Origin of the sequence: Moritella sp. 36, assembly GCF_018219415.1 — a bacterium.
Taxonomy (GTDB): domain Bacteria; phylum Pseudomonadota; class Gammaproteobacteria; order Enterobacterales; family Moritellaceae; genus Moritella.
Genome location: NZ_CP056120.1, coordinates 2,437,826 through 2,458,752 on the forward strand (window position 1 = coordinate 2,437,826; position 20,927 = coordinate 2,458,752).

At 37.5% G+C, this 20,927-nt stretch carries 15 protein-coding genes; 6 read left to right on the forward strand and 9 right to left on the reverse strand.

The features are described from left to right. Positions 1–58: 58 nt before the first annotated feature. The 5 genes from ccoP to pgm form a co-directional block, all read right to left on the reverse strand. A complete protein-coding gene (gene ccoP / locus HWV03_RS11025) occupies positions 59–970 on the reverse strand; it encodes a cytochrome-c oxidase, cbb3-type subunit III (protein WP_211679815.1) in 912 nt (303 codons plus the stop codon). A gap of 12 nt (positions 971–982) precedes the next feature. Continuing rightward, entirely contained in the window at positions 983–1,174 is a 192-nt protein-coding gene (locus HWV03_RS11030) for a cbb3-type cytochrome oxidase subunit 3 (RefSeq protein ID WP_211679818.1), read from the reverse strand. A gap of 11 nt (positions 1,175–1,185) precedes the next feature. After that, positions 1,186–1,788, reverse strand: a complete 603-nt coding sequence (gene ccoO / locus HWV03_RS11035; RefSeq protein ID WP_211675523.1) for a cytochrome-c oxidase, cbb3-type subunit II — start codon at positions 1,786–1,788, stop codon at positions 1,186–1,188. A 15-nt stretch (positions 1,789–1,803) separates the two neighbouring features. Further along, positions 1,804–3,231: a cytochrome-c oxidase, cbb3-type subunit I gene (ccoN, locus tag HWV03_RS11040; RefSeq protein ID WP_211679821.1), complete on the reverse strand. Its 1,428-nt coding sequence runs from the start codon at positions 3,229–3,231 to the stop codon at positions 1,804–1,806. Between the two features lie 445 nt (positions 3,232–3,676). After that, on the reverse strand, positions 3,677–5,314 hold the full coding sequence (pgm, locus tag HWV03_RS11045) for a phosphoglucomutase (alpha-D-glucose-1,6-bisphosphate-dependent) (RefSeq protein ID WP_211679823.1): 1,638 nt from the start codon (positions 5,312–5,314) through the stop codon (positions 3,677–3,679). Positions 5,315–5,545: 231 nt separating this feature from the next. Here pgm and HWV03_RS11050 point away from each other — a divergent pair, with 231 nt between their 5' ends. Continuing rightward, positions 5,546–5,827 carry a peptidylprolyl isomerase gene (locus tag HWV03_RS11050; RefSeq protein WP_211680170.1) on the forward strand — a complete coding sequence of 94 codons (282 nt, stop codon included), beginning with the start codon at positions 5,546–5,548 and terminating at the stop codon, positions 5,825–5,827. 59 nt (positions 5,828–5,886) lie between these two features. Here the strand turns inward: HWV03_RS11050 and HWV03_RS11055 are convergent, their stop codons facing one another. Next, positions 5,887–6,558 (reverse strand): DsbA family protein, encoded by a 672-nt coding sequence (locus HWV03_RS11055; protein ID WP_211679825.1) that lies wholly within the window; start codon positions 6,556–6,558, stop codon positions 5,887–5,889. A gap of 243 nt (positions 6,559–6,801) precedes the next feature. After that, complete coding sequence (locus HWV03_RS11060; protein ID WP_211679828.1) at positions 6,802–7,920, reverse strand: porin; 1,119 nt, start codon at positions 7,918–7,920, stop codon at positions 6,802–6,804. A gap of 632 nt (positions 7,921–8,552) precedes the next feature. Between HWV03_RS11060 and HWV03_RS11065 the strand changes: the two genes are divergently transcribed. Next, on the forward strand, positions 8,553–11,207 hold the full coding sequence (locus HWV03_RS11065; protein ID WP_211679830.1) for a beta-N-acetylhexosaminidase: 2,655 nt from the start codon (positions 8,553–8,555) through the stop codon (positions 11,205–11,207). Between the two features lie 105 nt (positions 11,208–11,312). After that, the gene (locus HWV03_RS11070) at positions 11,313–11,861 is read left to right on the forward strand and encodes a hypothetical protein (protein ID WP_255547164.1); all 549 of its coding nucleotides are present in this window, start codon (positions 11,313–11,315) and stop codon (positions 11,859–11,861) included. 34 nt (positions 11,862–11,895) lie between these two features. Here the strand turns inward: HWV03_RS11070 and HWV03_RS11075 are convergent, their stop codons facing one another. After that, a complete protein-coding gene (locus tag HWV03_RS11075; protein WP_211679833.1) occupies positions 11,896–12,075 on the reverse strand; it encodes a hypothetical protein in 180 nt (59 codons plus the stop codon). Between the two features lie 118 nt (positions 12,076–12,193). Continuing rightward, positions 12,194–13,990, reverse strand: a complete 1,797-nt coding sequence (locus tag HWV03_RS11080; protein ID WP_211679836.1) for an ABC transporter transmembrane domain-containing protein — start codon at positions 13,988–13,990, stop codon at positions 12,194–12,196. 166 nt (positions 13,991–14,156) lie between these two features. Between HWV03_RS11080 and HWV03_RS11085 the strand changes: the two genes are divergently transcribed. The 3 genes from HWV03_RS11085 (at position 14,157) to HWV03_RS11095 (ending at position 20,903) form a co-directional block, all read left to right on the forward strand. Further along, positions 14,157–14,612 carry a tellurite resistance TerB family protein gene (locus HWV03_RS11085; protein ID WP_211679838.1) on the forward strand — a complete coding sequence of 152 codons (456 nt, stop codon included), beginning with the start codon at positions 14,157–14,159 and terminating at the stop codon, positions 14,610–14,612. Between the two features lie 337 nt (positions 14,613–14,949). Next, on the forward strand, positions 14,950–16,782 hold the full coding sequence (locus HWV03_RS11090) for a hypothetical protein (protein ID WP_211679840.1): 1,833 nt from the start codon (positions 14,950–14,952) through the stop codon (positions 16,780–16,782). A 38-nt stretch (positions 16,783–16,820) separates the two neighbouring features. Next, the gene (locus HWV03_RS11095; RefSeq protein WP_211679842.1) at positions 16,821–20,903 is read left to right on the forward strand and encodes a hypothetical protein; all 4,083 of its coding nucleotides are present in this window, start codon (positions 16,821–16,823) and stop codon (positions 20,901–20,903) included. The last annotated feature ends 24 nt before the right edge of the window (positions 20,904–20,927 follow it).

Sequence of the window (20,927 nt, forward strand, 5' to 3'; positions counted from 1 at the left end):
TTACAGCTAAAAAAAAAGCTCCATTTAGTAAATGGAGCTTTAAATTACCACTATTACGTTACTTTACATTTAAGCTGTAAACATAACCGGTTAATAGCGTTATTTTGTCTTCACCAAGGATTTTACTCCATGTAGGCATAGCCCCATTACGACCGTATTTAATTGTTTGTTCGATAGTTTTTCTTGAACCACCGTACAACCAAATTTTGTCCGTTAGGTTAGGCGCACCCAGCATAGTCATGCCTTTAGCATCAGCACCATGACAAGCTGCACAAGTTTGAAGAAATATCTCTTTACCTGCAGCTTCGTCACGTGCATTCACTCTACGACCAGATAGACCAACAACATAAGTTGTTACTAGATCTACTTTTTTATCGCCGAGAACCGATAACCAAGCTGGCATTACACCATTTCGTCCATGCATGATCGTATTTTTGATATCAGTAGTAGTACCACCGTATAACCAATTGTTATCCGTTAGGTTAGGGAAGCCTTTAGCCCCACGTGCATCAGAACCATGACACTGTGAACAGTTTTGTAAGAATAGGCGTTGACCTACTTTTACTGCTTCAGGGTCTTTCGCGATGTCAGTAATTTCACGGTATTCAGTGAAGTTACTTTCTTCTGTTTTAACTAATTTGTTAAATACAGCTGCATATTTGTCATCTGCAGACGACACTTCGCGTTGGTATTCATTAGTGCTTGTCCAACCTAATAGGCCCTTATAGGCACCTAAACCAGGGTAAAGTGCAAAATAGATGAAACCACCTATACAAGTAAAAATAAACAGGTATTTCCACCATGTTGGCAATGGGTTATTTAACTCTTCGATACCATCGAAAGAGTGGCCCATTGATTCGCCTTCTTTAACTCCGGTGTCGTTTTTGTTACACATCCAAAGCAGACCTAGGCAACCAAAAATACTACCTAGTGTGATCACTGTGATCCAAATACTCCAAAAAGTACTCATAATCATAAACTCCTAAATACGAGCAGATGTATTTTTCTGCTCTCCATTAAGTGAATCACTATGGACTTTTTCATCAGCAAATACTAAATTAGCAGCTTCATCAAACGAACGTTTTTGACGTTTGCTGTAAGCCCAAGCAATAATACCGATAATAATGGCCATTAGTATTAGGGTATAAACCCCTTGAAATGTACCGTAATCCATACGTTATACCCCTATTTTAATGCATGACCTAATGATTGCAGGTAAGCAACCAAAGCGTCTAGTTCAGTTTTACCTTTAACCGCGGCTTCTGCACCAGCAATATCGGCATCTGTGTAAGGAACATCAAAGTAGTTTTTGAAGATACTTAGTTTCTTAGCAGACTCTGAACCATCTAATACATTTTCAGCTAACCAAGGGAAAGCTGGCATGTTTGATTCAGGAACAACACTACGTGGGTCAAGTAAATGGGCACGATGCCAATCATCAGAATAACGACCGCCAACACGCGCTAGATCTGGGCCAGTACGTTTAGAACCCCATAGGAATGGATGCTCCCAAACAGACTCACCAGCAACAGAATATGCACCGTAGCGCTCTGTTTCTGCACGGAAAGGTCGGATCATTTGACTATGACAGACTGAACAGTTCTCACGGATGTAGATATCACGACCTTCCATCTCTAGCGCCGTATAAGGGCGTAGAGTATCTAAAGGTTCAGTGGTATCTTTTTGCCAGAACAGTGGCGTAATTTCAACCATTGCGCCAAAGCTGATAGCAATGACGATGAAGATCGCTAATAAACCGATGTTCTTTTCAATTAATTCATGTTTCATAACATATCTCCTAAGTTATGCAGCTTCAGCATCAGCTTTGATTGAATGATCTGCGGCAGAGATTGTCTTAAAGACATTATATGCCATAAGAAGCATACCTGTTACAAAGAACACACCACCAATGAAGCGCACAAAGTAGAATGGGTATGAAGCTTGCAGTGATTCAACGAAGCTATACGTTAAAGTACCGTCAGCATTTACCGCTCTCCACATTAGCCCTTGCATAACGCCTGAGATCCACATTGCAACAATGTAAAGAACTGTACCGACAGTTGCCAACCAGAAGTGAACATTGATAAGCTTAACGCTGTACATACGACCTTGGTTAAATAACACAGGGATTAAATGGTAGATAGCACCAATAGAGACCATTGCAACCCAACCTAGGGCACCAGAGTGTACGTGACCAATAGTCCAGTCAGTGTAATGCGATAATGCGTTTACACTCTTAATTGCCATCATAGGGCCTTCGAACGTCGACATACCGTAGAAAGATAAAGATACAATAAGGAAACGCAGGATAGGGTCATAACGTAGTTTATGCCATGCACCTGACAGCGTCATGATACCATTAATCATACCACCCCAAGATGGCGCAAATAGGATTAACGACATGACCATACCAACTGATTGAGTCCAATCAGGTAACGCTGTGTAATGAAGGTGGTGAGGACCAGCCCAGATGTACAGCGATATTAATGCCCAGAAGTGAACAATAGATAAACGATATGAGTAAACAGGACGATTCGCTTGTTTAGGAACAAAGTAATACATCATGCCTAGGAAACCTGCCGTTAGAAGGAAACCTACTGCATTATGGCCGTACCACCACTGAACCATTGCATCAATAGCTCCACCGTAGATAGAATAGGATTTCATCATATTCAGTGGGATTGCAGCATTATTCACTATATGTAGAATAGCAACAGTTAGAATGAATGCGCCAAAGAACCAGTTCGCAACATAAATATGTGACGTACGTCGTTTAACAATTGTGCCAAAGAATACAATTGCGTAGATAACCCAAACAATTGCAATTAAAATACTAATTGGCCATTCAAGTTCTGCGTATTCTTTTGAGGTGTTATAACCCTGTGGTAATGATATAACGGCGGAGATAATAACAAGTTGCCAACCCCAAAATACAACTGCTGGTAAAACACCGCCAAATAAGCGAGTTTGACAGGTACGTTGAACAACATAAAAAGATGTTGCCATTAGGGCCGAAGTACCAAATGCAAAGATTACTGCATTGGTATGTAGGGGACGAAGACGGCTATAAGTTAACCAAGGTGTATCGAAATTTAGTGCAGGCCAAATTAACTGTGCTGCAATTAGCACACCAATTGACATACCAACAATACCCCAGATAACAGCCATCACAGTAAACTGTCGTACAACTTTATAGTTATAGTCAGTTTTTATAGGTGAATGAGAGCTCATATTTTGCTTCCGGTGCTACGAATAATTAAACATCTTACGATGCGTGAATACCCAAAAAAGTACGTGTAAATATAGGTTTTATAAATTGACTATCGTACTCAGATGGGGATATTACGCGATTTTACGTAACATTAACAGCGGAATTTGTTTGTTATTTTGTTAAAAAGACACTATAAATAGGTGTATTTGACTTGATTGATTTAGATCAATCAATTTGTATTTAAAAATAGATTTTTCAATGTTGAATTGATAATAATCAAGCAAAAATAGTGCTAAGAACATAACAGGGTGTAAAATGATTCGTGTTCTTTTTGAGCCTAGTGCAACATAAGGTTATTAGCTTGTTAATAAAAAAGGTTGCTTAGCTCTGCTGTAGTAAGAGAGTTAGACAACCTTTTGGCTCGTACTAGATTTAAGTATGAGATTAAACGTGTTAATTAATCGCTTAAGCTTTTAATGCTGCTGATACAATTTCTTGTGCTTCGCTTAAAATTAACGCTAAATGCGCTTCATCTTTAAAGCTTTCTGCATAAATTTTGTAAATAGCTTCTGTGCCTGATGGGCGCGCAGCAAACCAACCATTTTCAGTCGTTACTTTCAAACCACCAATTTTACCATTGTTGCCTGGCGCGTTTGTTAATTTAGCCGTGATAGTTTCACCGGCCAATGTTTTAGCCTGAACCGACTCTGGTGATAAATTCGAAAGAATCGCTTTTTCTTCAAATGAAGCTGGCGCATCGATGCGGTTATAAACGGGAGAGCCAAACTCTTCAGTCAGTGCTGCATAAAGTTGTGCAGGATCTTTACCTGTTACCGCAAGAATCTCTGCAGAAAGTAATGCTAGAATGATGCCGTCTTTATCCGTAGTCCAAACGGTACCGTCTTTACGTAAGAATGATGCACCCGCACTTTCTTCGCCGCCAAAGGCAAAATCGGCAGTATGTAAACCGTCAACAAACCACTTAAAACCAACAGGGACTTCACATAATGGGCGTTCAATCTTAGTTGCGACACGATCAATCATAGAACTTGATACAAGTGTTTTACCTATTTTCGCATTCACTGGCCAATCTTTGCGATGACTAAATAAGTATTGAATTGCGACTGCAAGGTAATGGTTCGGATTCATCAAGCCACTTTTCGTCACAATACCATGGCGGTCATAATCGGGATCATTGCCAATGGCAATATCAAAATCGTCTTTTAAGTTGATCAAACTTGCCATTGCATAGGGTGATGAACAGTCCATGCGGATCTTGCCATCTTTATCTAGGCACATAAATGAAAAACTTGGATCTACGCGGTCGTTTACTACTTCAATATCTAAATTATATTTCGCAGCAATCACTTCCCAGTATGCAAAACCAGAACCGCCTAACGTATCGACACCGATTTTAATGCCTGCATCTGAAATTGCTTTAAGGTTGAGCACATTTTCTAAATCTGCAACATAGCCTGCTACATAATCAATTTCTTGATAATGAGCAGACTCAATAGCAATAGCAAAGCTAATACGTTTAACAGCAGTTAAGCCTTCTGCAATAATATCGTTGGCACGGTTTTCAATTATTTTCGTTACATCACCATCAGCCGGGCCACCATGTGGCGGATTATATTTAATGCCGCCATCTTGTGGTGGGTTGTGTGATGGCGTGATAACAATACCGTCAGCTTGAATTGTGTTGTTATTGTTATGCGTTAAAATTGCATGTGAGATAACCGGCGTCGGTGTAAAACCATCATCCGCTTGAATGCGTACATCAACACCATTTGCAACTAATACTTCGATAACTGAAATATTTGCTGGTTCAGATAATGCGTGTGTATCTTTACCGATAAATAAAGGGCCTGTAATGCCTTGTTCATGGCGATATTCGGCAATCGCTTGAGAAATAGCAAGGATATGGTCTTCATTAAAAGAAGACGCAAAAGCGTTACCACGATGACCAGATGTGCCAAATGCAACACGCTCAGCAATTTTACTCACATCAGGTTTGTTGATGTAATAATGAGAGACAAGTGCAGGGATATTACAAAGATCAGAATTTAATGCCTTTTGTCCGGCTCTTGGGTGAACTGCCATGTGCAATTATTTCCTTAATATATGAAAGCGATTATTTGTTACCATTATACCTCTTATAAGTTAATAGTGGCACACTGTTTCATTTGAAATGACTAAAAACTGGTCTTAGCTGTTGTTTCTGCGCTTTCTATAACCAGTGACTAGCAGCTGTGAATTAAGACTATAGGCATTGGTGTATCGATTGTGTTAAAATGTGCAATTGTAAATTATTTATTTAGAGTTAATTTAGTTATGGCGCGTACAGCTGCAGCATTACATATCTTAGTAAAGCACCAAGATAAAGCATATGACATTTTAGAACAGCTAGAAAAAGGTGGCAACTTCCAAAAGCTAGCTAAGTCACATTCTCTTTGCCCATCAGGTAAGAAGGATGGTGGTAACTTAGGTGAGTTCAGAAAAGGTGCGATGGTTCCCGCCTTCGATAAGGTTTGTTTCAATGCCGAAATTCTTACTCCACATCTTGTGAAGACCAAGCATGGTTGGCACATCGTTAAGATATTGTATAGAACGTAATTAGCTTCTAATAAAAAGCCCTCAATCAATTTGAGGGCTTTTTTATACTTCGTTATAAATTATTTGTCTGGATATGCTTTTTTTACTTCACTTGCGATAAGCGCTTTTAATGGTGCGTCGCCGAAAGTTGTCAGTTTCACACCGTTAACATAGAAGGTCGGTGTCTTTAATACTTTTAGCGTTTTAGCATCTAGTGTATCTTGAGCTAATTTGTCAGTAATAACTGTTTTCGTCATATCAATTTTAAGCTTTTCAATATCAATACCAGCGTCTTGCAGATATGGATATAACAACTCTACATTGGCAGTATGATTGATTGCCCAACGACTTTGATTATATAGCGTCGTACTCAGTGCATCCCAGTATTTACCTTGTATTTTGGTTGCCTCTAATGCGGTAACAACAGGACCTACGTTTTTATGGAATGCCACTGGTCGAACAATTAAGTTTACTTTGCCTTTATATTTCTTTATTTGGCTTTTAACGAGAGGGTAAAAGGCTCGACAAGACTCACATGCGGGGTCAAAGAATTCAACAATAGTCACTTTGGCATTTTGATTACCAAAAACAAGTGCATTTTCACTATAGAGATATTGATCTATATTTTTAGTTGTCTCTTGAGTCATAAATGTAAAGGCACTGATTACAACAGCTATACATAATATAGCCATTGATATTATTTTATTTTTCTTTTTTATTTCTAAACTTTTTGTTGTCACTAATTTTTTCATGAATAAACCTAAATAGAAAATGAAATACACTGCGTATTCTAGATTTAAAAATCAATAACGTCTTGATCAAACGCTAATTTACGGATAAAAAGTACAGGTAATTACTCTATCGGTTCATGAAATCAACACCAAGCTAAGTAATGCGTAACATCTGCATGTAGAATTAAAAAAACCAGCTACAAATTTAACATCTGCAGCTGGTTTCCTGTTATCTATTTTCTTTACTATATAAAGGTATTAACTTTAGAAACCGTATTCAAGACCTACACGAGCAAATGTTTCTTGGCTATCAGAAGTTTTTGCACCCCAGCCAAGTTTGTCTGTCATACCAACTCGCACATAAGGAACAAAACCGTTCACAACACCCATCACTTGTAGTGATGTTACAGAAGAGCCTTTTCTTTCGTTTGAGTTGTCTTCTGAATCTACGTCTTCCGTTGCCGCGTAACCTAATTTAATACCCAGTGGGCCATTCCAATATTGCGCAACAACAGAATATGAACCTTGTGAGTCAACTTTTTTAGTCGCTATATTCTCAGCTTGGCCGTATTTATACGCGGCAGCAATGCTGATGCCAGTATCTAAAATTGGAGCTTCAAAACCAACGAGATAGGTAAAAGTGTCCGTTATAACTGCGTCTATTGGATCTACAGCAGCAACAGGTACAATCACACCATTCGCATCAATTTTATGTCCTGCTGCGACACCATCTACAGCTGCTTTTGATTGTCTACTATTAGCATACTCAAACGTTGCATGTAATGTGACCGTATCAAATGCTTTATACTTAGCTGCGCCACCGAACCAATGGCCATTTTCATCACTGCCAGCACGACCCGTTGCAACATTAACATTCAGATTTCCCATCGCAGGGGCAAAATAACGAATAGACTCCGTACGATCGTACATGTAAGCAATATCTCCTGTTGCGGCAGGGTCAAATACGCGGCCTAAGCCAGGGTTAGTAAAAGGCCAGTCCACAACTTCGTACATAGGCGTTAACTGTCGGCCAACAGTTACTTTACCGTAATCACCTTCAACACCCACGAATGTATCGCGGAAACCTAAACCGCCACCAGACCAGTCATCTACATCTGTATATCCTGATTCAACTTGAAATATGACATTTATCTCATCTGTCATTTGCTTACTACCGCGAAAACCTACACGTGTTTCGTTATCAATACTGTAATCTGCAAGATTCGTATCATCACCCGTGTGGCCATAAGTAGATACTGCTACGACACCGTAGATTTCTACATTGCCTGTATTTTCGGTGCCTAATACATATGCACTCGCACCAGTTGAAAACAAAACAGTTGATACCGCTAGGGATACTGCCGATAGACTTAACTTGTTCATTCTAAATTCCTTTTAGTAGATGTAAATGCTGTTTGTTATTTGTCGTAAAATAATAATGAACTTTATAACTTGTTGATTTTGAGTCTACTCAATTAAATTTGCGTTACAAATTAAGTTATTTTCATACGTGATAAAAATCACAATATAATTAATATAAAGTTATAAATAATGATTAAGATCTCATTAATAACCATAGCCTCCCGTTAATTCACTGTAATAATTTACATAGGAAACTATGTGGTCTGGATTTATTTATGAAATGAACTTTCATTACGCCTCTAACAACAAAGACTAAAATGATAATGGTTTGCCCGTAGATTGCTGATTTATAGTAATATTAATATCTTCTCATTAAGAGTGGGGCTGCGATAACTATGTTAATTATGATTATGCTTCATTTAATCAGAGGTGGTTTTTAGTTTGTTATTTCTCATTCTGTGATTATTTAATTTATTCCTCACGCTTAGTTATTCATTAATAATGACTTTAATCACGTAACATCCATAAAATTCATTATAAAAGTGATTTTTGTCACATCGAGTAGAAATCCGGCTGGTAAATACAGTTAATTATTTTATAGTCCAAATTAAGTTTAAGGTTCAAACTGATTTCATGCAAAGGAAGGGGTGGATATGAAAAAAACAGCAATAGCACTTGGATTAAGCGTTGCACTGGCAGGTTGTACTACAACTTTGGAAACGTTATCGACACAAATGGTGGTTGATGCAATATCTTCATCTGTACAAGTTACTTATCAGGTAAATAAAAAGCTTGAAGGTGGCTCGGCTTCAATATGTAAAGCACTTGGCGCTGAATGGGCTGCATGTCAAGATACGACCATTCAACTAACCAATAACGGCGATGCAATTAATTCCAATGAGTGGGAAATATACTTTCACAGTATTCGTCGTATCTTAGATGTGAAATCACCTGAATTTATGATTGAACATATTAGTGGTGATTTACATAAAATCACACCGACTTCTGAATTTAAAGGATTTGAAGCTAACTCAACAGTAGAGATAAACTTCATTGCAGAATATTGGTCTTTATTTGAAACCGATGTGATCCCACGTTATTACGTCACCGCCGAAAATGCAGAACCAAAAGTCATCGCAAGTACTGACACCGAAGATATGTCAAAGATCATCACCCCCTTAACGGGCGAAAACTTAAAGCGTCATGCTGGTGATAACAATGTAGTAATGAATGCAAGTACGCGGTTTGATAAAAACAAAGCGACTGCACAACTGTCAGTATCTACAATTGCAAACAAGATTTTACCAACCCCTGTTTGGCAAGATATCGCGATCACAGGAAGCGCAGACCTTAGTAAAGGCATTAACATTAATGCTCCAGCCATGAATACTGCGTCACTTGCTGCTGTTACAAGCCGATTTGATGATTTCGGTGTGAATGTTTCAGGTAAATACCCAGTAAACGTGACTATTGCACCTCTACAATTAGATACTGCTTATGCTAAATCAGGTGGCTACAGCCTTGATATTTCAGATAGCAGCGCCGAGATTATTGCGTTTGATAATGCTGGTGCACTCTACGCTTTACAATCTATCGCGTCCTTAATTCCATCCGATTTTTCGTCTAATAAAACCATTTCACAAGTAAGCGTTAAAGATGCGCCAAACTTTGAGTACCGTGGAATGGAAGTTGATATTGCACGTAATTTCCACAGTAAAGCATCGCTTTTACGTTTACTCGATCAAATGAGTGCGTATAAACTGAATAAATTCCATATTCACCTGTCTGATGACGAAGGCTGGCGATTAGCTATCCCTGGATTACCAGAATTAACAGATATTGGTTCACAGCGTTGCCACGATTTAGACGAAAACAACTGTTTATTACCTCAACTAGGGTCTGGTCCTACATCAGATAATCCCGGTTCAGGGTTTTTATCTAAAGACGATTACATCGAATTAGTCCAATATGCTGATGCGCGTAATATTGAAGTTATTCCTGAGATTGATATGCCTGCGCACGCGCGTGCTGGTGTGGTTTCAATGGAAGCTCGTTACAACAAATACAAAGATTCCGATATTACAAAAGCAAATGAATACCGCTTAGCAGATCCTGATGATGAATCCGTTTATACAACCATTCAATTCTACAATGACGGTATTTTAAATCCTTGTATGGATTCAACTTATAAGTTCATTCGTAAAGTTATTTCTGAAGTTCAGTTAATGCACCTAGAAGCCGGCCAGCCATTAAAAACATGGCACATGGGCGGTGATGAAGCTAAAAATATTCATTTAGGTAATGGTTATGAGCAGACGGGCGGGTCAACAGCTTGGAAAGGTGATAAAGACTTAACGAAAGAATCAATGCCGTGGGCTAAATCACCACAATGTGTCGCGCAAATAGCCGCAGATGATAACTTAAAAACAGCGCATGATCTTGGCCCAATGTTTGTTAAAAAAGTAGCAAATATCATTTCTGCTGCAGGCATTGAAAAAACACAGCTCTGGCAAGATGGGCTTAAAGATGTTGATCCCAAAGATCTGCCATTAGTCGCCGTTGCTAACGTTTGGGAAACCTTATATTGGGGTGGTGCGAACACATCAAATCACATGGTAGAACAAGGATTTGAAGTTGTACAATCACATCCTGATTATTTGTATTTCGATTTCCCTCAGGAAGTGAACCCGAAAGAACGTGGTTATTATTGGGCAACACGTTACACAGACAGTAAAAAGGTATTTAAATTCTCACCGAACAACTTACCTCAGAATGCTGAAACATCTAAAGACCGTGATGGTAATAACTTTAACATAAAAGGTGACAGTGAAAACCGTGGTTACAATGGTATTTCAGGTCAACTTTGGAGTGAGGTGGTACGTACAGATGAACAGTTTGAGTACATGGTGTTCCCACGGATCTTACCATTAGCAGAACGTGCATGGCATAAAGCATCATGGGAACTTGATTATGTCAAAGATCGCGAATTCAAAGGTGGCGAGACAAAATTTGTCGACACGAACAAGCAGCAGAATGAGTGGATTCAGTTTGCGAACATCATTGGGCAACGCGAACTGGCTAAAATAGATTCAACCGGTATTCAATATCGTTTACCAGTACCTGGTGGGAAAATAGAGTCAGGTAAACTGGTTACTAACGTTGCATTCCCTGGTCTAGAGGTACAATACAGCACAGACTCAGGTTCATCATGGGTAACTTGGACTAAACCTGTTGCGGTCACATCAGCAGAACTAAGAACGGTATCACCCGATGGTAAACGCTTTAGTCGTATCACAAGCATAAAATAATTAACCAACGGCTATAGAGGTGATTGTATTCAATCACCTTTATCATGATGCAATGAATTAAAGCGTATTATTAGACGCGGCTTAAGGGAATAACAAGAGATAACAATGATGAAACTTAAATTTTTAGCGCCACTATTACTACCACTTACAATATCAGCCTGTACAAATACTTACCAAGATGCGAACGCAGAGCAATTTAAAGATATGGTCTCAATTAAACAAACTTGGGAAGGTAAAAGGTTAACTGGTCCAGTAATCACATTAGAGCCACAAGCAGGAACCAGCCAAGCATTATTCACCGCTGATGCCTATATGTATGGCAGAGAAAGTAAGAACGACAAACATCAAATAAATACGCGCGTTAACCTACTTGTTAAGCACACTGATTTTGGTTTTGAATATGGCTTTGTGTCTTTAAATGGACAGCAATCTGTCGCGATTAAACAAGAACGAGCAACATTTAGAACATGTGATGAGTTATGTGTTTACGACCAAATGTTCTCGTTTTCGTTACCAAAAGACCTAGGTAATAATGATCTGACCATTAGACTACAAGAAAAACGGGGGAGTAAGCACGGTCCACTTATCACGCTGCCTACAGAATACCTGAAAGGTTATCAACATGTGCAGGCCGAGATTAAAGCCAATAATTAGTACAAGGTTGTAAGCTTGTACTAATATGCCGTGATTATAATGAGTTGCCTTTGTGTGCTATACATATTTGAGCGAATGTTTGAATAACAGAACCGCTTTGTAATTTACATTGCATTTCCGGCCCTAATACTCCAGAGCCTTGTCCTTCGGTTGCACTCACTGAAAGTGTAACTGAAGGTATCACTATCACCATCAATAAAATTAATTGTTTCATAGTATTCCTACTGTTTTATTTAAGTAGATACATAGATGTATCATCCTCTACTTTGTAATAGTAGACAGTAGGTAATTAACTTCAAGCTTGATAAATTAATTTATACTAAAAATTAAGACTATCCCAATCTATGCTTATACATAGACTTATCAAACTGCAGTTCACAAAGACGATTATATAAAGTCGATTCATGAATCAATTGAGTATGAGTTCCTTGTGCAACAATTTCCCCTTTATCCATAAGTAAAATAAGATCTGCATTCACTACCGTTGATAACCGATGGGCAATGATAAGTGTCGTTCTATTTTCCATTAATTTCTCAAGTGCAGCTTGTACATGATGTTCGCTTTCTGCATCGAGGGCACTGGTTGCTTCATCAAGTAACAATACCTCAGGGTCTTTTAAAATCGCACGGGCGAGGGCGATACGTTGTTTTTGACCACCGGACAAACGCACACCTTGCTCACCCAAAAAACTCTTATAACCTTCAGGAAGTTGTTCAATAAATTCATGCGCATGGGCTAATTGTGCAGCTTTAATCACATCATCATCTGAGGCTGTTGGGTCACCATAGCGAATATTATGCCAAACATCAGAACTAAATAAGACCGGGTGTTGAGGTACCATTCCCATACGTTTTCGGACATCATTCAGTTCTAGTTCATTAAGGTTGATATTATGAAACAATACTTGACCAATTTGTGGATCATAAAATCGCTGTAACAGTTCAAACAGGGTCGTTTTACCAGCGCCTGATGGACCAACGAGTGCGACGACTTTACCTTTCGGGATTTTAAGGTTAATTGATTTTAAAGCTGCGGTATTTGGGCGTGATGGATAATAAAAATCCAAGTTTTTAAATTCAATAATATTGTCATGTTGTTTAGTTAGTTTTTTCGGTGTATCAGGTGATTGTATCTTGCTTGTGACTTCAAGTAATTCTAACAAGCGTGTGGCAGAGCCCGCTGCCCGTTGTAATTCTCCATATACTTCGGAAATTGTAGCGACCGACATTGCGACCATTACAGCATAGAAAACAAAAGCACCTAATTCACCACCCGTCATTTTACCTTCGAGTACATCCATACCGCCTACCCAAAGCATGATACTGATGGCTCCAAACGTAAGAAATATAACAATTGCGATTAATAGCGAACGTTGTTTAATTCTATTTTTTGCCACTGTAAATGCATTTTCTACTTCATTAGCAAACGACAATTGTTCTTTTTCTTCATGCGTATAGCTTTGTACGACTTTAATGTTTTGAATTATTTCACCGGCATATGTACCAATGTCTGCAATTGCATCTTGGCTACTTGCAGCCAATACTCTTACTTTTCTACCATAGATAAGTATTGGAATAAGGGTAAAAGGGACACAAGCAACAACCCATAAAGTCAGTCCTAAATTAGTGACTAATAACATAATCAAACCACCAAATAACATGAGCACACTCCGTAATGCCATTGAAAACGAAGAACCAATGATAGACTGAAGTAGTGTGGTGTCAGTTGTTAGTCTTGACATTATTTCACCACTTCGATTTTCTTCAAAGTAATTTGGGTGAAGCTTAATAATCTGATTAAAAACTGCTTTTCGTATGTCAGCACTCACGCGTTCACCTAACCATGACATTAAGTAAAATCGGCTAAATGTACCGACAGCAAGTAATGTGATGAGTACAACAAGCACAAATATGGCGTTTTTTAATTGTGTTTCTGACCCTTCAATAAAGCCATTATCAATCACAAACCTAACCCCTTGGCCTATTGATAAGTTAACCCCCGCGGTCAACAAAAGAGCAAGTAGGGCGTACATTACCATCAGTTTATAAGGTTTAATGAAAGCAAATATAGGCAATAAACTCGTAAATGCCTGAGTCTTATTTATTTTCCCCGATAATCTTGCACTCATTAAATTTACCTTCGCTTTAGATTGATTGCTAATCAGAATAGCAGACTTGTATCAAGCTAATTAAGATTATAGCGATAAATAGATACCAACTTTTTACAATAATTGTTGTCTCACCCTAATACCCAAGATAACTATTTCATCATTATCAATAAGAGCGAAGCATTTTATGTTTAAAACATTACAAAATTTACTTAAACAATTCACTAATGAAACCGCTTCAATAGGCACTGCTAATACTAGAGAATTTGAATTATCAATGGCTGCATTGTTATGTGAAGTTGCCAGTGCTGACAATGTCATAAGTGAAAAAGAAAAAAATGCAAAGTCACACCAACTTGCAGTGTTACTCGATATTAATATTGAAAGAGCTAATGAATTGTTAACTCTTGCTCAGGGAAATAGTGACGAATCGGTATCAATTTATGAGTTCACCTCTAAATTACGCAACATCGATTATGCACAGCGCTATATACTCACAGAGGCTATGTGGCATGTCGCTTATGCCGATGGCGCTCTTGACCCATATGAAGAAGCTTTGATCAGGCAAGTATCAGAACTTATCTACGTTACACATTCAGATTTCATCAAAGCAAAGTTAGCCGCTTATCCAGAACCGTTATAATAATTTACCTGCTGGTCATTTGTTATTTTATATATACCCAAGTGATAGCGCTAACATGCGCCGATTGACAAACCCTTTTAAAACAAGGCTTTACGTATCACGCCGTTTTTTATTTTTTGTTTTTTTTTAAATCGTTTTTAATATTATTAACTGTTTGATTTCTTTAATTCAATATTAATTGCCACTATTCCTCTGAAAACCAAAATTATCATATTAAGTATAAATTTTTAATATTTTCAACATTATTATTTCCGATATTTCTGAGATAAGATAATTTGAATGTTAACAGTATTGGTGCTGTTAATTTTTTAAGTGAAATAAAAATAAGGAAATTTTTATGAGTTCAAAAGATACTAATTTATCTAATTATGGCTTTGATATGATGGTTGCAACAACGCAAAAAAGTATTAATGCAAATTTAAAACGATATTTGAAGCATATCGAATCTGAACCAAAATATTTTTGTTTCGTATATTCAAAGGAATTGCAACACGCTGTCCTAAAACCATTGGATGAAATTATCGCTGAATCTGGTGTTAACCCTTTTGAACTCCCTGATGATATTGATATTGATGATAGTAAAATTGAAGCATTAACGAAAAAAAGTATGTTTATTGGTGGAATCAAGATGGTACCAGGATTACCTGACATGGATCCAGGTGATATACCAGACATGGTTGAAATTTATATTGATAATTCAGCGACAGTGAGTTGTAACTTATTATTTTCAGAATTTAAGCTAGTCGAAATTGTTGACGGTGGAAGGTATGGAGAGGATAGAGTCGAGATTAACTCACAAGGTATGAATGAAGCATGGAGGCTGATTACAACCGTAAATCTGGAAACTATGAATATTGACCCTTCACTAAACACAGCATATTTTAATAAGCGTCCGAAACAACAAAAGGCAATTCTTGACAAAATAAATCAATTAGAAAGTGGAACTTTTAGTTTAGAACAATTATACCTCAATTTAACGAATGCAAAATATCAAAAGATAGATGGCGTTGAAGGTATTAGTCCGTTAATGGAACTCTATATTAAAAAATATGCTCAAGATCATTATAATACAACCCTTGAAAATAATGGATACCCCGTCATTTCTTTAAGTGCCTCTGATAATCGTCATCAGGCCAGTTTAAAAATAACAGGTATACAAAGAACTGGTCTAAAATATTTTGATGAGGAAACACATTTACCTGTAATTAATCCAACACCTGCTCAAAAAGCACTTTCTACATTTAATTATATGTGTGTAACCGGTGATCACGCATTACCTATGGCGGTTCCGGTTAATTGGAATTGGATTGAAGAAAGTGATGAACAAGACAATGGGGTGATCGCAATTAGTCGCCAGACTATTACCAACTTCTATAAGGATTTAATTCTTTCTGCCGTGGGTCACAGCATGGTACGTCCCTGGGCTCGTGTGACGTGTCATCCCGACCGTTTCGGTAATGTAACCTTTAATTGGGGCTTAGTTGGTAATGAAAAGCCAACAGAAATACAAACACCTGCGACAGGTAGCGAACTACTTGTGATTAAATATAGTGGGAGCGATTCGGATGAAGATTCTTCGTTTATTAACGATGTAGCACCCTTTATCACAAATTATGGTCGGTTAACGATTAAGTCGGATTATGAATGTCGTTTATCTGTTAGTGGCAATATTGTGACAGTAGTACAAAATATTTCAATGTATGTTTCAGTTCGACATATGGATGCAGAAGGTAAAGGGACAATAATTAATAAAACGATCACTGAAGAGCATGCTCTTTATGCTGGCCACTCAGGTCAAATTCAAGTGACGCATAGCTCGAAAACAGAAAATAATCCTGATGATATTAACTTTGAAGAAGCTTGGTATTCGTTCGGTAACGTATCAAATTTAGTCAAGGATATTAAAAAGCAAGCTGAACAGTTAGTCGATACATACATTAAAGAAATACCCACTAAAACATTTGAAAATTTCGTATTTCCAGGCGGAGATGTATTTAGTTATAAAAATGTAAAATTCTCTGATAATCAAGATCTAGTATCAAACATTAACTATCAAACGGTATCTGAAGAACAAGAGTTTGAAGATGAAGGAACAACATCAGTAGGAAATAGCCAAGAACATTGCCATTGCGAACACAGTAATCGTAATATCGCAGCACTGGTAGACTAACTTAGTTATCAATCAATAGACAAAGGATTTGTATTATAATGAACAAAAATAAGTCAGAAGACATTATAAATATTGATATAGAACTCGCAACAGCGATAAACGCTAAAAATAAACCGCTGATATTAGAACAATACATTAAGCAATTTAATAAGCCGACTAAAGTCGTCTGTTTATTAGTCGATAAAAAGAGTCATGAACCTAAATTTATCACGTTAGATAAATTAATCCAAAAAACAGGTGTTAACCCATTCGAATTAGATGAAAATGTAGATGCTAATGGACCAGAACTAGAAGCCTTATATCAAGCTGGTTTTACAATGGGAATAAAGGTAACAATTGATACCCCTAAGAATATTTCATTAGATGATTTTCAATCTCTGTATAACAAAGAACGCCTCGTTTATTCTGATTATACATTTGTTAAACTCGTTCCGAAGCACCTGTATTCTAAAGCACATAGGTGGATTTATCATTCGCTAGAAGTCAAAGCAAGTAGCCATAATGCCGTTGGCATGACATGTACATCTAATTCGTCACATGGAGGTGTAGAAATAGAATCGTCTTCAGAAGTTATGACTAACTACCTCCATGCCGAAATAATATCACCACAAGAAAAATTTCAAGCATTGCAAACAAGTACAGGTCAATCACTGTTATTTTCTATTGGTACCGGTGGGGGGTTAAATTTAATCAAAGAAGATAGTGGGAAATCAGTATCTGGTTGGACTAAAACAGATTTAAGTAGTGTCATAATAGAAAGAGACTTTTCGCATGATAACACTGCTGTGTGTGATACTTTTGCTGTAGGCCAAAGTGCGGCGAATGGTTCATTTGGTATTGCTATGGTCATCACAGCGCAAGATGGTGATCATTTATATCTATCGTTAAATAATTCAAATACAGAAACTTACTGGGCCAATGCGCCTGACTGGATTAAATACAAATATGATAATCCTAAAACAGATATTAAACCATCACGTTTAGATATCGTGGATATACTTTTCTGTGAAACGAGACGTGGTAGGGAATACATAGTTGTAGATATCGTCCGTGATCCGACTGATACAGCTGAACTCGTTCGACGTTTCTATATTGATGTTGACACTAAAACAAATTATTACTGGAAACTCCATAATTTAGCGGTTGATTTAGAAACAGATAAATATACAAGCTGTTGGGGTCACAGAGACAAAGATTCCGTTGATGGTTTATATACAATTGGACATATAGTTGACAGTCCTCAATTTTTCTATACACCTGTGATTGATGTATACAGCCCTGAAGATACGGCGCCTTCAACACACTTTCGATTACCAAGCGAAGTGCAGCCAGATGCAATAGCATCAATAAAGAGACAAAAGGATGATAATTCTCATTTATTTACAATAGGTAATGACACATTATATTACTTTTCACCTTCCAATCATGGTAAAGACGCGACAGGTAAATTCGCGATTAAATACCCAATTATGTCTGATACACGTAAACTTATCGCGATGAGTGACAGTGAAAATAAAAGGATAACGCTATGGGGGTTAAATGGTAGCAAACAAGTTTATTACACCTCTTGTGATTTTTCAAAACTTGATAATCCTGCGGCCTGGAGCCTACCTGTTCCTATTTTATTCGGTATTAAGAAAATATCTGCATACATTAACTGTGTCGATGGTGGTAATACAATCTTTGCGGCGGGTAATGGTCACATACAAAAAATAACACGTTCACCTCATTCGTCATTATGGCAAACGGCCGATATAACACTGCCAGTGCAAAAGGGCGCTAAAGCAATATCATTTGACTCATATACCACAACGATAAAATTATCTACCAAGGAAGGTCAACCTTGTAATAAAAAAGAATTATCTTTGAGTGCAAGTGCACCGTGCAGTGTTTACATTAATGGACTGTACTATGTTTTTAACGATCGTAAAATAAGATTAACAACTGATGAGCTTGGTATCGTTACCATTGTAGAGCCTATAAAAGGCTTGCTCAGTGCAACGACGTTCACGGTAAAAACAGATGAATCATCACTCTCTATTATCAATCCGATGGATCAAGCGTTTAGTAAAATTTCAGCCCTTAATACGGCTGATAAATTAAAAAATGCAACGATTAAGCATGAAGACGGTACAGTAAGGCCACTTATCAAAGAGGGTGTTTCTTATGACAGTTTAAAATTAGCCGCTGCAAGCGTAGAGGCTATTACGACCTGTTATCAAGATGTATCCAACAAAACGGCCGCCCAATTACAATCACGTTCTTATCAGAGCAGCACTGCGAGTCCATTTAATGCCGTAGAATATACCAACCAATTAACAAGCACGAATGATATTAATGTTTTTCATGTATCGATTGGTGATATTTTTAACTGGTTAAAATCAGGTGTAGAAGCCATTATTCAATTGGTTAAAGATGTTGCTGAGGATGTTTGGTATTTTGCAGTAACCATAGGTGATAAAATATATCATGCTATTATTAATACTGTTGAAGCCGTATTTGAAGCATTCGAGTGGGTGTTTGATGCAATTAAAGTTTTTGTAGAAGACGTTATTGCTTTTGTTAAGTTTCTTTTTGAATGGGATGACATTAAACGTACGAAAGACGTGATACATAATTTGTCTCGTTGTTTTTTAGACTACCAAGTCAAAAATATTGGTACAATGAAACAACAATTCAATAAAGAAATAGATACAGTTAAAAATAAGATTGATGAATGGTCTCAGTACGATGATTGGTCAGGTAACCTAGGGCCAATCGCGGCTCATCCTACAGATTATAAAGCAGAAGATCCTCTAAAACAGCATACCGCCTCTTCACTGCATTTGTTACATCATTTTAACAATAATATTGATAATATCGATATTGTATCCGTACCACAAACAGCTAACTTTTGTTCTAATTCACTCGATAAATTAATTCAAGACTTACAAAATGAGCTTAAAAATGGCGCAGAAGATTTCAATGAACTGATAACAAACTTGGGGAGATTAATCGACGATATACCGTCATTAAGTATTGGCGATATCCTTAAGCGTTTAATTGGTATCCTAGCAAATAGTGTATTAAGCGCGGCGAGTTTGGTTGTCAGTGTGTTATTTGACATCATGGCTTTCTGTATGGGTTCTATCACTGATATGCTGGAAACAAAGTTCCATATTCCTGTTATTTCAGATATTTTAAACCTAGACTCATTTTCTATTTTAGATATATTAAGCTGGATTTCGGCCGTTGCTTATACTATCACCTATAAAATAACACACAATAAAGCCCCGTTTGCCGATTCAGAGGAAACAAACTTCCTGATTCATGCTGAAAACTTAGAGACCCTACAACAAGGATTTAATAGCGAAGCAAGTATATGTTCTATTTGTGATAAACCAACGGCCATTATCAACATTTCAGAGGAAACCAAAAAAGGTGTATTTGTTGCTGGCCGAGCGATTGCTGGCTTTACCAATTACATCTCTGTCTTTATTAACGCATTAGAAGCAAATAAAGCAACAGGAAATAAATTTGGTAAATACTCAGCTGGATTGGCTATTTTCAATGGTGCTGTTACAGGGGTGACGAATCAATTAGTGCCTAAGCATCCAATTCAAAATTCAGCAGTCAAATGGGTAAGTAACTTAACGCTTATTCTTCGGATGTTATCTAAGGGTGCCTTTAATAGTGCAATTCAAAAACAATTTGCTGCGCCCAATAATTTAGGTATTAAGATCCTAAATCCAAAGGATAACCGTGCAGCTGGTTCGGTTGTTGATGCCATACTGGTGGTACCTGCACTTGCTTGTACCGCATGGCATTTTTATGAATTATCTCAACTGGATAAAGGTACGGATAAGACACTTGCAGTCATTGATGAAGCGAGCAATCTTGAAACTTACGTTGCACGTGTATGTTATGCGCTTGCCGTCAATGATCCTGAAACAGAAACGAAAGAATTGGCGATTGGTGTCATGGCTTTTGCCTCAGTATTATCTAGCGGTTTACAAATTTCAGAAAGCGTAATTGCAGACCAATCTAATCATTATGCGGGTTCATTGCCCCTTATTAAAACGGTTATCAACCCTGGTTCAAATTGCTTAAGTGAATTTAAACCATTAAGTGCGGTGAGTTAAAACGTTTTTTATTTTGTAAATAGG

Bases quoted from the DNA above. Each gene is read 5' to 3' on its own strand.
- HWV03_RS11055 (WP_211679825.1), bottom strand. From the start codon at position 6,558: ATGAAAAAATTAGTGACAACAAAAAGTTTAGAAATAAAAAAGAAAAAT.
- HWV03_RS11050 (WP_211680170.1), top strand. From the start codon at position 5,546: ATGGCGCGTACAGCTGCAGCATTACATATCTTAGTAAAGCACCAAGAT.
- HWV03_RS11090 (WP_211679840.1), top strand. From the start codon at position 14,950: ATGAGTTCAAAAGATACTAATTTATCTAATTATGGCTTTGATATGATG.
- HWV03_RS11070 (WP_255547164.1), top strand. From the start codon at position 11,313: ATGATGAAACTTAAATTTTTAGCGCCACTATTACTACCACTTACAATA.
- pgm (WP_211679823.1), bottom strand. From the start codon at position 5,314: ATGGCAGTTCACCCAAGAGCCGGACAAAAGGCATTAAATTCTGATCTT.
- HWV03_RS11080 (WP_211679836.1), bottom strand. From the start codon at position 13,990: ATGAGTGCAAGATTATCGGGGAAAATAAATAAGACTCAGGCATTTACG.
- ccoN (WP_211679821.1), bottom strand. From the start codon at position 3,231: ATGAGCTCTCATTCACCTATAAAAACTGACTATAACTATAAAGTTGTA.
- HWV03_RS11065 (WP_211679830.1), top strand. From the start codon at position 8,553: ATGAAAAAAACAGCAATAGCACTTGGATTAAGCGTTGCACTGGCAGGT.
- HWV03_RS11085 (WP_211679838.1), top strand. From the start codon at position 14,157: ATGTTTAAAACATTACAAAATTTACTTAAACAATTCACTAATGAAACC.
- HWV03_RS11095 (WP_211679842.1), top strand. From the start codon at position 16,821: ATGAACAAAAATAAGTCAGAAGACATTATAAATATTGATATAGAACTC.
- HWV03_RS11075 (WP_211679833.1), bottom strand. From the start codon at position 12,075: ATGAAACAATTAATTTTATTGATGGTGATAGTGATACCTTCAGTTACA.
- HWV03_RS11060 (WP_211679828.1), bottom strand. From the start codon at position 7,920: ATGAACAAGTTAAGTCTATCGGCAGTATCCCTAGCGGTATCAACTGTT.
- ccoP (WP_211679815.1), bottom strand. From the start codon at position 970: ATGAGTACTTTTTGGAGTATTTGGATCACAGTGATCACACTAGGTAGT.
- HWV03_RS11030 (WP_211679818.1), bottom strand. From the start codon at position 1,174: ATGGATTACGGTACATTTCAAGGGGTTTATACCCTAATACTAATGGCC.
- ccoO (WP_211675523.1), bottom strand. From the start codon at position 1,788: ATGAAACATGAATTAATTGAAAAGAACATCGGTTTATTAGCGATCTTC.